General features: G+C 63.6%; 13 protein-coding genes. 6 read left to right on the plus strand and 7 right to left on the minus strand.

Annotated elements, in window-relative coordinates:
- Nucleotides 1-66 precede the first annotated feature (66 nt).
- The 3 genes from D8Z78_RS17390 (at nt 67) to D8Z78_RS17400 (ending at nt 3,472) form a co-directional block, all read left to right on the plus strand.
- Complete coding sequence (locus D8Z78_RS17390; RefSeq protein ID WP_121630421.1) at nt 67-894, plus strand: phosphogluconate dehydrogenase C-terminal domain-containing protein; 828 nt, start codon at nt 67-69, stop codon at nt 892-894.
- A gap of 170 nt (nt 895-1,064) precedes the next feature.
- Nucleotides 1,065-2,468, plus strand: a complete 1,404-nt coding sequence (locus D8Z78_RS17395) for an HWE histidine kinase domain-containing protein (RefSeq protein ID WP_121630420.1) — start codon at nt 1,065-1,067, stop codon at nt 2,466-2,468.
- Between the two features lie 83 nt (nt 2,469-2,551).
- Nucleotides 2,552-3,472 carry a hypothetical protein gene (locus D8Z78_RS17400; RefSeq protein WP_121630419.1) on the plus strand — a complete coding sequence of 307 codons (921 nt, stop codon included), beginning with the start codon at nt 2,552-2,554 and terminating at the stop codon, nt 3,470-3,472.
- 18 nt (nt 3,473-3,490) lie between these two features.
- Here the strand turns inward: D8Z78_RS17400 and D8Z78_RS17405 are convergent, their stop codons facing one another.
- Entirely contained in the window at nt 3,491-3,820 is a 330-nt protein-coding gene (locus D8Z78_RS17405; protein ID WP_121630418.1) for a DUF2322 family protein, read from the minus strand.
- A gap of 181 nt (nt 3,821-4,001) precedes the next feature.
- Here D8Z78_RS17405 and D8Z78_RS17410 point away from each other — a divergent pair, with 181 nt between their 5' ends.
- Together D8Z78_RS17410 and D8Z78_RS17415 are read left to right on the plus strand one after the other, a co-directional pair.
- Complete coding sequence (locus D8Z78_RS17410) at nt 4,002-5,018, plus strand: translocase (protein WP_121630417.1); 1,017 nt, start codon at nt 4,002-4,004, stop codon at nt 5,016-5,018.
- Nucleotides 5,019-5,039: 21 nt separating this feature from the next.
- A complete protein-coding gene (locus D8Z78_RS17415; RefSeq protein ID WP_121630416.1) occupies nt 5,040-6,587 on the plus strand; it encodes a phosphate ABC transporter substrate-binding/OmpA family protein in 1,548 nt (515 codons plus the stop codon).
- Between the two features lie 39 nt (nt 6,588-6,626).
- On the opposite strand, the gene radC is transcribed toward D8Z78_RS17415, so the two are convergent.
- From radC to dnaK, 3 genes are all read right to left on the minus strand, one after another.
- Complete coding sequence (gene radC / locus D8Z78_RS17420; protein ID WP_121630415.1) at nt 6,627-7,391, minus strand: RadC family protein; 765 nt, start codon at nt 7,389-7,391, stop codon at nt 6,627-6,629.
- A gap of 130 nt (nt 7,392-7,521) precedes the next feature.
- Nucleotides 7,522-8,676 (minus strand): molecular chaperone DnaJ, encoded by a 1,155-nt coding sequence (gene dnaJ / locus D8Z78_RS17425; RefSeq protein WP_121630414.1) that lies wholly within the window; start codon nt 8,674-8,676, stop codon nt 7,522-7,524.
- Nucleotides 8,677-8,756: 80 nt separating this feature from the next.
- Entirely contained in the window at nt 8,757-10,676 is a 1,920-nt protein-coding gene (dnaK, locus tag D8Z78_RS17430) for a molecular chaperone DnaK (protein ID WP_121630413.1), read from the minus strand.
- 210 nt (nt 10,677-10,886) lie between these two features.
- Between dnaK and D8Z78_RS17435 the strand changes: the two genes are divergently transcribed.
- Entirely contained in the window at nt 10,887-11,504 is a 618-nt protein-coding gene (locus D8Z78_RS17435; protein ID WP_164933000.1) for an alpha-ketoglutarate-dependent dioxygenase AlkB family protein, read from the plus strand.
- Here D8Z78_RS17435 and D8Z78_RS17440 read toward each other — a convergent pair.
- Genes D8Z78_RS17440 through D8Z78_RS17450 form a run of 3 tightly spaced genes read right to left on the minus strand, consistent with a single transcriptional unit; the run spans nt 11,482 to nt 13,565 of the window.
- Nucleotides 11,482-12,099 carry an SH3 domain-containing protein gene (locus D8Z78_RS17440; protein ID WP_121630411.1) on the minus strand — a complete coding sequence of 206 codons (618 nt, stop codon included), beginning with the start codon at nt 12,097-12,099 and terminating at the stop codon, nt 11,482-11,484. The two genes, D8Z78_RS17435 and D8Z78_RS17440, sit on opposite strands and share 23 nt — an antisense overlap.
- On the minus strand, nt 12,099-12,692 hold the full coding sequence (locus D8Z78_RS17445) for a COG3650 family protein (protein ID WP_121630410.1): 594 nt from the start codon (nt 12,690-12,692) through the stop codon (nt 12,099-12,101). The genes D8Z78_RS17440 and D8Z78_RS17445 overlap by 1 nt, the downstream gene beginning before the upstream one ends.
- 42 nt (nt 12,693-12,734) lie before the next feature.
- Nucleotides 12,735-13,565, minus strand: coding sequence for an ABC transporter permease (locus D8Z78_RS17450; RefSeq protein WP_121630409.1), 831 nt, complete (start codon nt 13,563-13,565; stop codon nt 12,735-12,737).
- Nucleotides 13,566-13,630 lie beyond the last annotated feature (65 nt).

Raw genomic sequence — 13,630 nt, forward strand, 5'->3', positions numbered from 1 at the left:
TCTTTACCCACATTATTATCTCATCATACCAGTTGAACAAGGCCGAACGGCCAGAGGAGAAAGACGATGACCAATGTGGCCCTGCTGGGTGCCGGCGGCAAGATGGGTGTGCGCCTGTCGACAAACCTTGCCAAGACCGATTTCAAGGTGCGCCATGTCGAAGTGTCCGAAGCCGGGCGCGCCCGCCTGAAAGAGGCCGTCGGCGTCGATTGCGTCGATCTGGATGCCGCGCTGGACGGGGCCGAGGTCGTCGTGCTGGCAGTGCCCGATACGCTGATCGGCAAGGTCGCCAGCGGCATCGTCGACAAGCTTGCCCCCGGAACGATGGTCGTGATCCTCGACGCCGCAGCGCCCCATGCCGGGCACCTGCCCGAACGCGACGACATCACCTATTTCGTCACGCATCCCTGCCACCCAATGATCTTCCACAACGAGGAAACCGAGGCCGCCCGGCTGGATCGTTTCGGCGGCGTCGCCCATCCTCAAGGTGTGGTGAACGCGCTGATGCAGGGCCCCGAGGATCACTACGCGCTCGGCGATGCCATCGCCAAGGCGATCTATGCGCCCGTCCGCACCACCTATCGCGTCACCGTCGAACAGATGGCCTATCTGGAACCCGGCCTGTCGGAAACCGTCTGCGCCTCGCTTCTGGTGGTCATGAAGCAGGCGATGGACGAGGTGGTCGCGCAAGGCGTGTCCGAGGACTGCGCCCGCGACTTCCTGCTGGGTCACATGAACATCCTCGGCGCAGTGATCTTTGGCGTGCAAGAGGGCCAGTTCTCGGATGCCTGCAACAAGGCCATCGAATTCGGCATCCCCGCCCTGATGAAGGACGACTGGAAGCGGGTCTTCGAGCGCGACGAAATCATGGACTCGATCCGCCGGATCACCTGACACGACAGGGCGCGCGACTGGCCAAATCCGGACGCGCGCCGCCCAACAAGGATGACTTTACGTTCACCAGCCGGGTTTTGCCGCGCGTATTCGTGCTGATCGGGTGCAGACTTGCCAGATAGGCACTATAATGGCTCCCATGTACGAAGCATTTGGCAAAGCGAGCGCCCATGAGTGAGATTGCATTTCCGGCGGATGGCAGCGACCATCTCGACCTTCTCCTTGCGACCTCCGAGATCGGGATCTGGGAACTCGACGCCGCAAGTGGCAAGGCGCTGCGCAATCTCCGCCATGACCAGATCTTTGGCCACATGACACCGCTCCCCGACTGGAGCGCGGACATCTTTCTGGCCTATGTCGCCGAAGAGGACCGTGGGCGGGTCAGGCACGCGTTGAACCGGGCGTTGGCCGAAGGTGAGCCTTGGTCCTTCGAAACCCGCATTCGCCGGGCCGACGGGGCCGAGCGGTGGATCAGCGCCAAGGGCATCCCGAAACTCACCGCGACGGGCAAGGTGTCGAAACTGATCGGCCACGTGATCGACATCACCGAGACCAAGCAGAACGAGGACCGGCTGAGACTTCTGTCGAAGGAGTTGAACCACCGCGTGGCGAATACCTTTGCGATCCTGAATTCGATGGTGCGCCACGCCAAGAAGAAATCGACGACCGTCGACGATTTCGCCGCGACCCTGCTGGAACGGCTTGGCGCCCTAGCGCGGGCCAACCGCGTCCTCGTCGCCGCCGAAGCCGAACGGGCGAGCCTGCGGGACATCCTCGAAATGGAGATGAAGGCCTTTGCCGGGTGGGGCGACCGCGTCCGGGTCGATGGCAATCCGAACATCATGTTCTCTGGCGAAGCCTCCGAGGCGTTGGCGATGATCCTGCACGAACTGCTGACCAACGCGGTGAAGCACGGGGCCCTGTCGATGCACGGGGGTTGGGTGGACCTGTCCATTGCCCAGCAGGACGGCGGTCAGGTCCGCCTATGCTGGGCCGAGACGGGCGGTCCGGTGGTGTCGCCGCCCAGCCGGGTCGGTATCGGATCGACGATCCTGCACAACGCGCTGCGCGACCAAGGCACGCTGACGCTCGACTTTGCACCGGACGGACTGGTGTGCGACATCCTCATCAATCACGGGCAAGAGCGCGCCCTGCCCGAGATCGCCGCGCTGGAAACGGGGATACCGCAGGCGGAGCCGTCCCCGGTCGACGATGCGACCTGCGCCGACCTGAGGATCATGGTTGTCGAGGACGACCCGATCATCGGCATGGACATTGCCGAGATCCTGCGTGCGCGGGGGGCCGAGGTGCTTGGCCCGTTCACCACCGTGGCTCAGGCTGTGCAGGCCCTGCGCGACGCCCCCGACATCGTGGTTCTGGACGTGAACCTTGGCCACGAAACGGCGGATGATGTCGCATCGCAACTGTCCCGGACGGCGATCCCCTTCGTCGTTCTGAGCGGCCACATGGACCCCGGCGAACTGGATGTGGTGTTTCAGGACGCGCCGATCATCAGCAAACCCTTCGCCGAAGAAGACCTTGTCCGGCACGTGATCGAGACCGCGCGCGGCTGAGCGGCGGGTTGCCACCCAGCGCAGGACCAGAGGAACATCCTACCGAAGCGCCGCGTTTCCCCGCGAAACGAAAGGCCTGCGACATGACCAAGCTTGCACTCGCCAGCGCAATGGCGCTCTGCGTGACATCGACCTCCCTGCTTGCCAACCCGATGACCCCGCCCGGCGGCATCACCCATGCCGTGCCTCAATCCGGTCAGGTCTGGCTGGCCCAAGGCAATGGCAACGACAAGCTGCGGAAAAAGCCGAAGGGCTCGCCAAGCCAAGGCAGGGCCAATCCGGGTCACGGCAAGCCGGACCATGCCGGAGGGCCAAAACCGGCAGGCAACACGCCGCGCCCCAAAAGCCGTCCGGCCCCGGCGGCCACCCCCGGTCTGGAGAAGCGGGACATGACCCGCATCCTCGGGGCGTCCGCGCTTGTTTGGGCAACGCCGCAGCTTGGCGTCGCGGATCTATCGGCGGACGAGTTGATCACCTATGCCAACTGCCCGCCCGGCCTCGCCAAGAAGGACCCGCCCTGCGTGCCGCCGGGCTTGGCGAAGAAAGGTGTGACCTTTGACGAATGGGCCTCCTACGATCGCGAGGATTACGATGCGCTGTGGACCGAGCGCCGCGAGGAATGGCTGGAGGAACGCGAGGATATTGCCCCCGATCCCGAACGGCTGGTGCTGCAATCCGACCAGATCGCCACCCTGTACGGTCTCGACCCCGCGCCCGAGGGCCAGCAATACGCCTTGATCGACGGCTTGCCGGTGCTGCTGGACGACAAGGACCACGCCGCGCTGCTGCTGGTCAACCAGATCGCGCAGGTGGCCGATCTGGCATCAGACAGCCCCATCGCGCCCACAACCGCGCTGACCCAAGACGAGTTGGTCAATCTCTATCGGTTGCCGCACCTCGATGAGGGCCAGAACTACGCCGTGGTGAACGGGCAACTCGTGCGCTTGGCCGATACGGAATACGAGTTGTTGCAGCTGATCCGGGTAGCGCGCGCAGTTTTCTAGATTGGTGCCGCGCGGCGGTCAGGCCGTGACGCGCCGCACCTCCAGCGGCGCAGCGCCACCGGCGATCTCGAACAGGCGGTCGATATTGGGATGGGCGCCGGGGCGGGCCTTGGCGTCCTCGGTATGCTCGGCGAACACCGCGAGGCCATGGGCGGCGGCCTCTGCGTTCAGCATCCCAAAGCTATCGTGCAAATACTGGTAAACCGCCAGCGAGCCCTGCTTGCCCGGCTGGTTCTCGATCGTCGCGACGGTGTTTCCCGCCGGATCGACAAGCTCGATCCGAACCAAACCGTCGATCGATGGCATTTGTTCTAGGTTTTCCTTGAAAGACGCAGTCGGCCGGATCATCCCGAAATCCCTTTTCCCGTGGTGCGGTCTGGATTTAGCCACTTTCTCCGCCAGCCTCAATGACCCACGGCGTTAAGGCCGAGACAACTATGAACGCCGTAATGACTCCGCGTCGGCGCCCCATCCGTGCCATAGTTGCAACCGAAAGTATGCGTTAACCGTGTGTGGACAGGAGGCAGATATGCCGGGTCTCAAAAGTTATGTTCTGGGTGGCGCAACCTTCGTCTGCGCGCTCGGCATCGGATACGTGATGCAGTACGGCTTCAACGCGCCGCGGGGCAAGGCGCTTGTCGCACCTGCCCAGGTCGAGGTCGTCGAGATCACCGATGTATCCTCTGGCGCTGCGGCGCCGCGACCGGATGTCAGTCTCGTGCCGCGCGGCGCATCGGCGACGCTGTTGCCACAACCCGTCGCCGCGACCGAGGACCTCGATACCTCCAACCTTCCCGCAGGCTTCGGCAAGCCGCGCGCCGAGGCGCCGCGCCCCGCCGCACAGTCGGAGGTCGCCGTCGCGCAGGATTGCAAGGTCACGCTGGATGCCGAACCCGGCGCGGGCGCCATGGTCAACCTGACGCTGAACGCCCCCTGTCACCCGTCGGACCGCGTGACGATCCATCATATGGGCATGATGTTCACCACCGCGACCGACGCGGCAGGCCTGCTGTCGATCCGCGTCCCGGCGCTGGCCGAGCAGGCGGTCATGATCGCCTCGTTCGCGGATGGCACCGGTGCAACGGCCAATGCCGAGGTCAGCTCGCTGGCCTTCTACGACCGGGTCGCCGTCCAATGGCAGGGGCCAGCCGGGTTGCAACTTCACGCACGCGAGTTCACCAGCGGCTATTTCGGTCCGGGCCATATCTGGCACGATGCCACTGGCGACCTCGCCGCCGCCGCAATCGGCGAAGGCGGCTTTCTCGTCCGGCTTGGCAATGCCGCCGCCCCGGAGGCCCGGATGGCCGAGGTCTATACCTTCCCGACCGGCACCGCCAAGCAGGCCGGTGAGGTGCTGTTGACAGTCGAGGCAGAGATCACGCCGCAAAACTGTTCGAAGGCGATCGAGGCGCAGACACTGGAATTGCGCGGCACCCAAGGCATCCGCACCCGTGACCTCGTGGTCGACATGCCCGGCTGCGACACCATCGGTGACTTTCTGGTGTTGAAAAACCTCATCGAAAACCTGACAATCGCCGCCAGATAAACCGAGCTTGGCAGGCCACTCATGACACTCCTGCGTGCGGCGATCTTCGCCGCACTTTGCATTCTGGCCCCCCTTCTGGCCCACGCGCAGGACATCACCCTGCGCTCTCAGGATGGTGGTGTCGAATTGACCGGCACCCTTCTGGGGTTCGACGGCCAGTTCTACCGCATCCAGACCCGTTACGGCGAATTGACGGTCGATGGCTCCGGGGTCAGCTGTGACGGTGTCGGCTGCCCCTCCCTGATCGATTACGTGGCCGAACTGGACATCGTCGGTTCCGCAACCATGGGGCGCATTCTGCTGCCCGCCTTGATCGAAGGTTTTGCCCGGCGCGGCAACATGACCGCCACCCGCGAAGCCGAAGACGACACCCACATCCAGTACACGCTGCGCTCCGGGGACAAGACCGTCGGGCGCTTCTACGTGGCCCTGACCAACACCGATGCTGGCTTTGCCGAGTTGATCGACGACAGGGCGGACATGGTGATGGCGCTGCGCGAAATCACCCCCGAGGAAAATGCCGCCGCACTGGCCGCGGGACTGGGCGACATGACCGGCCCGCACCGCTCGCGCGTGCTGGCGCTGGACGCGATGGTGCCCATCGTCGCGCCCGGCAATCCGGCTGCCAAAATCTCGTTGGCGCAGCTTTCGGGCGTCCTGTCCGGACGTATCGACAACTGGCAGGCCTTGGGTGGTCCCGACGCACCGATCACGCTGCACCTGCGCGAACAAGGGTCGGGCCTTGTGCAAGGCCTCGAACAGCGCCTGATCCGACCGACGCGCGGCACGCTGACCGAAGCCCGGCGCCACGACAGCAATCAAGCCCTGTCCGATGCGGTGGCGCGTGACCCGTTCGGGCTGGGCATTGCCAGCTTTTCCGAGATCGGCAACGCCAAGCCGCTGGTGATCGGCGGGACCTGCGGGTTCAAGCTGAGCGCCGCGCGGCGTTCGATCAAGACCGAGGACTATCCGCTGACGGCGCCGATGTTCCTGTATCTGCCCGCGCGCCGTCTGCCGAAACTGGCGCGCGATTTCCTCGCCTATACGCGCAGCCCGATGGCGCAGATCGTGATCCGCCGCGCCGATTTCGTCGATCAGGCGCCCGAAGAAACTGCAATCGACCTCCAAGGCGACCGCCTCAGCAACGCGGTGCGCGTCGCTGCCGCGGCTGGTGGGCTCGAACAATTGCAGGACATGATCGGCGCCTTGGCGGGCAAGCGTCGCCTGTCCCTGACCTTCCGGTTCGAAGCCGGGTCCTCGCGCCTCGATGCCCAGTCGCGCTCGAATGCCGAGACGCTCGCCCTCGCGCTGGAATCCGGGGCATATGACGGGCGCGTCCTGACATTCGTCGGATTTTCCGATGGGCAAGGGCCCGCCCCGTCGAACCTGTCGATCGCCCGCACCCGCGCAGAGGCGGTGCGCGATGCGGTGCTGGCCGAAGCACAGACCGCCGACCTGTCGCGCATCACGGTCGAGACGCGCGCCTTTGGCGAGGCGATGCCCATGGCCTGCGACGACAGTTCTTGGGGGCGACAGGTCAATCGCCGCGTCGAAATCTGGCTGGACTGATCGGCGCAGCGTGCGGGCCGGGGGTGTAACAGCGCCCCCTCATAGCAGGCCTTCGCTCCGAAAACTCAGTTCCCGCGATTTGCCGATCACCAGATGGTCGTGCAGCGTGATGCCCAGCGTGTCCGCCGCCATCTGGATCTGCGACGTCATCTCGATATCCGCCTCGCTGGGCGTCGGGTCGCCGCTGGGATGGTTGTGGACAAGGATCATGGCGCTGGCATTCAATTCGAGCGCGCGTTTGACGACCTCGCGCGGATAGACCGGCACGTGGTCCACCGTGCCCTTCGACTGCGCCTCGTCGGCAATCAGGACGTTCTTGCGATCCAGATAAAGAACCCGGAACTGCTCGATATCGCGATGGGCCATGGCGGTCTGACAATAATCCAGCAGCGCATCCCAGGAACTGACCACATGTTTGTTCAGGACCTTGGACCGCGCCAGCCGATGTGCGGCGGCCTCGATGATCTTCAATTCCGTGACGACGGCATCGCCCACGCCCTTCATCTCGGCCAACCGGGCCACAGGAGCAGAGAGGACGCCATTGAAGTCGCCGAACCGGTCCAGCAATTCCCGCGCGAGCGGCTTGACATCGCGCCGCGGGATGGCCCGGAACAGGACCAGTTCGAGCATCTCGTAATCCGGCAGCGCATCCGGCCCGCCCACAAGGAAGCGTTCGCGCAGGCGCGCACGGTGATCCTTGATGTAAGAGGGCAGCTTGTCACTGGACGGCAAGGGCGCTGTCTCGGCCTCGTCAAAGGCAAAGAGCGCGGCTTGCGAGTCGGAGAAGTGGGGGCCTCTGGTCATGGCCAGAGCATCGGGGGAAAGTGGTGAAGATTTGGTAAACCCCGGACCATAAGGGCCCGGGGTCTTGCCGGTGATCTCCCCAAACGCTCCCCCGGAGCGTCTGCCGGGCCTGACGGCCCGGTGTGGGACATCACCCCTTCATGCTATCCCAGAAGCCTTTGACAGACTTGAAGAAACTCGAGCTTTCCGGGTTGTTGTCCTCGGCGAGGCTTTCGAATTCCTTCAGCAGTTCCTTCTGGCGCGAGGTCAGGTTGACCGGGGTTTCCACCGCAAGTTCGATGAACATGTCCCCCGTGCCGCCACCGCGCAGCGCAGGCATGCCCTTGCCCCGCAGCCGCATCTGGCGTCCGGTCTGCGACCCCGCCGGAATCTTGACCCGCGACCGGCCACCATCGATGGACGGCACCTCGATATCACCGCCCAGCGCCGCGACAGTCATCGACACCGGCACGCGACAGTGCAGTTCGGTTCCGTCCCGCTCAAAGATCTTGTGCGGCTCGACCTCGATGAAGATATACAAGTCACCCGGAGGCCCCCCGCGCATCCCGGCCTCGCCTTCGCCCGCAAGGCGAATGCGCGTACCTGTTTCGACACCGGCAGGAATGTTCACCGACAGCGAGCGATCCTTGTGGACACGCCCTGCGCCCTGACATTTACGGCAAGGGTTCTTGATGATCTGGCCAAGGCCGGAACAGGTCGGACAGGTGCGCTCGACCGTGAAAAAGCCCTGCGTCGCGCGGACCTTGCCCATGCCGGAGCAGGTCGGGCAGGTGGTCGGCTCGGCACCGCCTTCGGCGCCCGATCCGTTACACTCGCCACATTGCACCGAAGTCGGCACGTTGATCGTCTTTTGCATGCCATTATAGGCATCCTCCAGCGTCACCCGCAGGTTGTAGCGCAGGTCGGCCCCGCGTGCGGCGCGCTGACGGCCACCGCCAGCACGCCCCCCGGCAAAGTTGCCGAAGAGGTCGTCGAACACGTCGGAAAACGCGCTGGCGAAATCCGCCTGCCCGCCGCCGAAACCACCACCGGGACGGCCACCGCCGCCACCCATGCCACCTTCGAACGCGGCATGACCAAAGCGGTCATAGGCCGCCTTCTTGTCGGCATCCTTCAGGACGTCGTAGGCCTCGTTCACTTCCTTGAACTGCGCCTCGGCATCGGGGTTGTCGGAATTGCGGTCGGGGTGCAGTTCCTTGGCCTTCTTGCGATAGGCCTTCTTGATCTCGTCGGCAGAGGCCCCCTTGGTCACGCCGAGCAAGTCGTAATAATCACGCTTGGACATATGTGTCCTCCTTGTTCGGATACGTGAAAGGGCCGGCCCGGTGTCCGGACCGGCCCCTTTTCGGTTCCGAAGCTATGGCCTCAGCCACGCTTGTTGTCACCCAGGTCCTCGAAATCGGCGTCGACGATGTCGTCATCTGCCGGACCGGAGGCGGCATCGGCAGCCGACGGCTCGTCACCATCGGAGTCGGCCTGCGCCTTGTAGATCGCCTCGCCCAGACGCATCGCGGCCTCGGTCACGTTCTGGATGCCGGACTTCAGCTTGTCAGCCGTGACGTCGGACTTCTCCAGATCGTCCTTCAGCGCCGCGACAGCCAGTTCGATGGCCTCGACGGTGGACGGGTCGACCTTGTCGCCATGCTCCTCGACCGACTTCTCGGTCGAATGGATGAGGCTTTCGGCCTGGTTCTTCGCCTCGACCAGCTCCTTGCGGGCCTTGTCGGCTTCGGCGTTCTCCTCGGCTTCCTTGACCATCCGTTCGATATCGTCGTCCGACAGACCGCCCGACGCCTGAATGGTGATCTTCTGCTCCTTGTTGGTGCCCTTGTCCTTCGCCGAAACGGACACGATGCCGTTTGCGTCGATGTCAAAGGTCACCTCGATCTGGGGCATGCCACGCGGGGCCGGCGGGATGTCTTCGAGGTTGAACTGGCCCAACATCTTGTTGTCGGCGGCCATTTCGCGCTCACCCTGGAAGACCCGGATCGTCACGGCCGACTGGTTGTCCTCGGCGGTCGAGAAGACCTGAGACTTCTTCGTCGGGATCGTGGTGTTGCGGTCGATCAGGCGGGTGAAGACACCGCCCAGCGTTTCGATCCCCAGCGACAGCGGGGTCACGTCCAGCAGAACCACGTCCTTGACGTCGCCTTGCAGAACACCGGCCTGAATGGCGGCACCCATGGCCACGACCTCGTCCGGGTTCACACCCTTGTGCGGCTCCTTGCCGAAGAACTTGGTCACTTCCTCGATGACCTTCGGCATCCGGGTCTGACCGCCGACCAGAACGACCTCGTCGATATCCGACGTGGTCAGGCCAGCATCCTTCAGCGCGGCGGCGCAGGGCTTCAGCGAGTTCTTGATCAGGTCACCGACAAGGCTTTCCAGCTTGGCGCGGGTCAGCTTCATCACGAGGTGCAGCGGCTGACCGTTGGACCCCATGGTGATGAACGGCTGGTTGATCTCGGTCTGGGTCGAAGACGACAGCTCGATCTTGGCCTTTTCGGCAGCTTCCTTCAGACGCTGCAGGGCCATCTTGTCACCCCGCAGGTCGACGCCGTTCTCTTTCTTGAACTCGTCGGCGAGGTAGTTGACGATCCGCATGTCGAAATCTTCACCACCGAGGAACGTGTCGCCGTTGGTGGATTTCACTTCGAACAGGCCGTCGTCGATTTCCAGAATGGTCACGTCGAACGTACCGCCGCCAAGGTCATAGACCGCGATGGTGCGGGTTTCCTTCTTGTCCAGACCATAGGCCAGCGCCGCGGCGGTCGGCTCGTTGATGATGCGCAGCACTTCGAGGCCAGCGATCTTGCCGGCGTCCTTGGTGGCCTGACGCTGGGCGTCGTTGAAATACGCGGGAACGGTGATGACCGCCTGCGTGACTTCCTCACCCAGATAGCTTTCCGCCGTCTCTTTCATCTTGCCGAGGATGAAGGCCGAGATCTGGCTGGGCGAATACTTCTCGCCGCGCGCCTGAACCCATGCGTCGCCATTGCCACCGTCGATGATGGCGTAGGGGACGATGTCCTTGTCCTTGGTCACTTCGGCGTCGGTGGTGCGACGGCCGATCAGACGCTTGACCGCGAAAACGGTGGCTTCGGGGTTGGTCACGGCCTGACGTTTTGCAGGCTGGCCGACGAGACGCTCGTCTTCGGTGAAGGCCACGATGGAGGGCGTCGTGCGCGCCCCTTCGGCGTTCTCGATCACGCGGGCCTGAGAGCCATCCATGATGGCGACGCAGGAGTTGGTCGTGCCGAGGTCGATACCGATCACTTTACCCATGATTCGATCCCTTTCTGTCTCAAGGCGATGTCACGAGGCCCGGACCCGTTTCGGCATCCGCTCCCCGCATTGGTTTCGCGGCGCAGTGTTACCTGCTGCAGCGTTCGGAGGGTATATAAGGAGGCAAATTTCACCCTGCAAGCATCCCGAGCATGGCTTTTTTGCAGAAATGCCACACATTCTGCGCGCGAACCGCGAAAGGAGGCATGGATGCAGAAGATCGAGCAGAAGGGCTTCGTGATTTATCCGGAATTTCTGGACCGTACCGCGCAGGAATCTATGGTCGCCGACCTGCGCGCCTGTCTGTCCGTCGCGCCGCTGTTCCACCCGGTCACGCCGCGCGGCAAGCCGATGTCGGTGCGCATGTCCGCCGCCGGACGCTTTGGCTGGGTGACCGATCGTAAGGGCTATCGCTACGAGGAACGGCACCCCGACGGCATGGTCTGGCCACCGATCCCGGACAGTGTGCAAGCGGTCTGGGACGCGGTGTCCGGCGTGACCCGCGCGCCGGAATGTTGCCTGATCAACTGGTATGGCGAGGGCGCAAGGATGGGGATGCATCAGGACCGCGACGAGGCGGATTTCTCCTGCCCCGTCGTGTCGGTGTCATTGGGGGACGAGGGGCTGTTCCGCATGGGCAACCCCGAACGCGGCGGCAAGACCGAATCGATCTGGCTGCGCTCCGGCGACGTTGTGGTGATGGGTGGCGATGCGCGCCTTGCCTATCACGGCGTCGACCGGATCAAGTTCGGCACTTCGACGCTGTTGCCCAAAGGCGGGCGCATCAACCTGACCCTGCGGGTGGTCACGGGGCAAACGGCGCCATGAGGCTGCAACACCCGTTGTGAAAGGCTGGCCCGTCCGGCGTCAGCGCCCAGACCGAGGCCCGCAAGCCGTATTGCGCATCGACCATCGTGCTTTCGCATTGCGCCTGTTCGATGGCTGCGGTCACCGTCACCCCCGGTCCTTCGGCCAAAATCCCCTTGGAAAACAGATGCTCTCCGCCGCTGCGCAACGGTGAGACTGTCAGGCTGGGTCCGGTGAACTCATACCCGGCTTTGTAGCGCGCGGTTTCGCCTTGGGTGATCTCGAACCGCCACGGGCTTTCGCTGCCGAAGCAGGCGAGGAACGGCCAGTCGGGGTAAACCGCCCCCGGCTCCTCGACCATGTAGCGCATAAAGACCCAGCCCATCCCGGCCTCGCCCGCGTAGACCTGCCCCCATTTGCCGGAAGCATCGAGCGCCATGACCTGAACATGCGTTGCGTCATGCGCCAGCTCGCCCAGAATGTCCGTCCCGCTTTTCGGCTCGGCGCGAATGTTCAGGGTGTCGTCCGACGCCACGTCGGTGACATGGTACAGCTTGGGGAAGGCCAGCGCCGCGACGGGCGCCAAGGCCAGAAAAATCGCCAGAACAAATCGCATCAGTTCACCTCCAAAGTGCAGCAGCCGGAATAGACCTGCATGTCATAGCCACCGATGACCACCGTCCCGTCGAAGCCGAACAGGTTGTCGGACATGCCGTCGGAACAGATTTCCTCGGATACGACGATGGTGATGTTCTCGGCCTGCGCGCTGCCAAGGATCGCGTGCGGTTCGAACCGGCCCGAGGCGGTGGTCATGACCCCCAGCGAGAACGCCTTGTCAGACCCTTCGGGCGTCGAAAACACCGCCACATCGCCTTGGGTCACGTTCAGCGCCCAGAACGGTTCGGTCCCGAAACAGTTGAACCGCTGCGCCGTCTCGATCTGGCTGTCGGGCACCTCCTGCAGGAAGCGCAGGCTCGCCCAGCCGGACATTCCGTCGACGTTCACACGACCCCAACCGTTCTCTTCCTCCAGCACCTCGACGCCGGTGGCATCGAAGGCCAGCGTGCCGACCACATTGGCCGAGGCCATCGGTCGCGTGCGCACATTGAGGATGTCATCCGAGGCAACGCCGGTCACGTCGTAAAGCGCGGGCAGGTCCTGCGCCGCCAAGGGCGTGGCCAGCAGAAAGGCAAAGGCAAAGCGTTTCATCAAAGCGTCTCCGTCCAAAGGCCAAAACCCGACGGAGTCACCTTAGCGGCGGGCGCTCCAAGAGGCAGAGGCGTGCTTGCGAGTATAAAACTCGCCGATCAAACCGATCATGATCAGGACGATACTCAGATTCAGCGAGTATTCCCAAGACGAATTTCGCGGCACGTAATTGACGAAGGCATAGCCGCGCGACTGGTCGATGGTGTGGAACAGCGGGTTCCAGTCGAACAATACCAGCTTGGACGAGGGCAACGTGTTCGCCACGAACATCTTGCCCGAGGCGATCATGTTGGCGCGTTGGTAGATCGTCGAGGCGATGGAGATCGGCGTGGGGAACCACGGCTTTGCCGCAAGGAACACCAGCCCGATCGCCGCGCCGGAGAACCACGACAGGAACAGCATCATCAGGCAGCCAATGGGGTCGTGGATTTCGGTCATCACGAACGGGTTGAACGCCACATCATAGATGAACAGGATCGCCACCAGCGACAGCACCTGGATATAGAGCGAGCTCAGCATCGCTGCGGCAATGGCGACGGCGGTGTTCATCGGCGCGTGCTGCATCATCGGGCTGGCTGGCCCCTCCGATCCGGCGACGGCCCCCAATGTCTTGGAATGGGTCATGAACAGGAAAACGCCGGTCATGATATACAGCATGAAATCGCCGCGCACCGCCTGCCCGCGCAGGCCGAGGATCATGAACATGAAATAGAAGGTCAGCACGAAGATGATCGTCTGAAGCATGTTCATGAAGATCGCCATGAAGGCGTTGCCATGCGTCTTGCGCACCGCCCGGACCGAGTTGTGATACACCAGTTCGGCGAAATACATGGCCGAGGACAGCCGCGTCCGCGGCACGGTGGTCTGAAACATGGCGCTGCTCCTGCGGCCTCGGGTGACGGCATCCTTGCCGTTCTGGTTGCGAGGCACCATAAGAC

The sequence above is a fragment of the Tropicibacter alexandrii genome, assembly GCF_003667315.2.
In the GTDB taxonomy this organism is placed as follows: domain Bacteria; phylum Pseudomonadota; class Alphaproteobacteria; order Rhodobacterales; family Rhodobacteraceae; genus Tropicibacter; species Tropicibacter alexandrii.

What these genes read in the sequence shown, in the direction of transcription:
- D8Z78_RS17400 (WP_121630419.1), top strand. Translation starts at nt 2,552, where the DNA reads ATGACCAAGCTTGCACTCGCCAGCGCAATGGCGCTCTGCGTGACATCG.
- D8Z78_RS17410 (WP_121630417.1), top strand. Translation starts at nt 4,002, where the DNA reads ATGCCGGGTCTCAAAAGTTATGTTCTGGGTGGCGCAACCTTCGTCTGC.
- D8Z78_RS17440 (WP_121630411.1), bottom strand. Translation starts at nt 12,099, where the DNA reads ATGCGATTTGTTCTGGCGATTTTTCTGGCCTTGGCGCCCGTCGCGGCG.
- dnaK (WP_121630413.1), bottom strand. Translation starts at nt 10,676, where the DNA reads ATGGGTAAAGTGATCGGTATCGACCTCGGCACGACCAACTCCTGCGTC.
- D8Z78_RS17445 (WP_121630410.1), bottom strand. Translation starts at nt 12,692, where the DNA reads ATGAAACGCTTTGCCTTTGCCTTTCTGCTGGCCACGCCCTTGGCGGCG.
- D8Z78_RS17395 (WP_121630420.1), top strand. Translation starts at nt 1,065, where the DNA reads ATGAGTGAGATTGCATTTCCGGCGGATGGCAGCGACCATCTCGACCTT.
- D8Z78_RS17405 (WP_121630418.1), bottom strand. Translation starts at nt 3,820, where the DNA reads ATGATCCGGCCGACTGCGTCTTTCAAGGAAAACCTAGAACAAATGCCA.
- radC (WP_121630415.1), bottom strand. Translation starts at nt 7,391, where the DNA reads ATGACCAGAGGCCCCCACTTCTCCGACTCGCAAGCCGCGCTCTTTGCC.
- D8Z78_RS17450 (WP_121630409.1), bottom strand. Translation starts at nt 13,565, where the DNA reads ATGTTTCAGACCACCGTGCCGCGGACGCGGCTGTCCTCGGCCATGTAT.
- D8Z78_RS17390 (WP_121630421.1), top strand. Translation starts at nt 67, where the DNA reads ATGACCAATGTGGCCCTGCTGGGTGCCGGCGGCAAGATGGGTGTGCGC.
- dnaJ (WP_121630414.1), bottom strand. Translation starts at nt 8,676, where the DNA reads ATGTCCAAGCGTGATTATTACGACTTGCTCGGCGTGACCAAGGGGGCC.
- D8Z78_RS17415 (WP_121630416.1), top strand. Translation starts at nt 5,040, where the DNA reads ATGACACTCCTGCGTGCGGCGATCTTCGCCGCACTTTGCATTCTGGCC.
- D8Z78_RS17435 (WP_164933000.1), top strand. Translation starts at nt 10,887, where the DNA reads ATGCAGAAGATCGAGCAGAAGGGCTTCGTGATTTATCCGGAATTTCTG.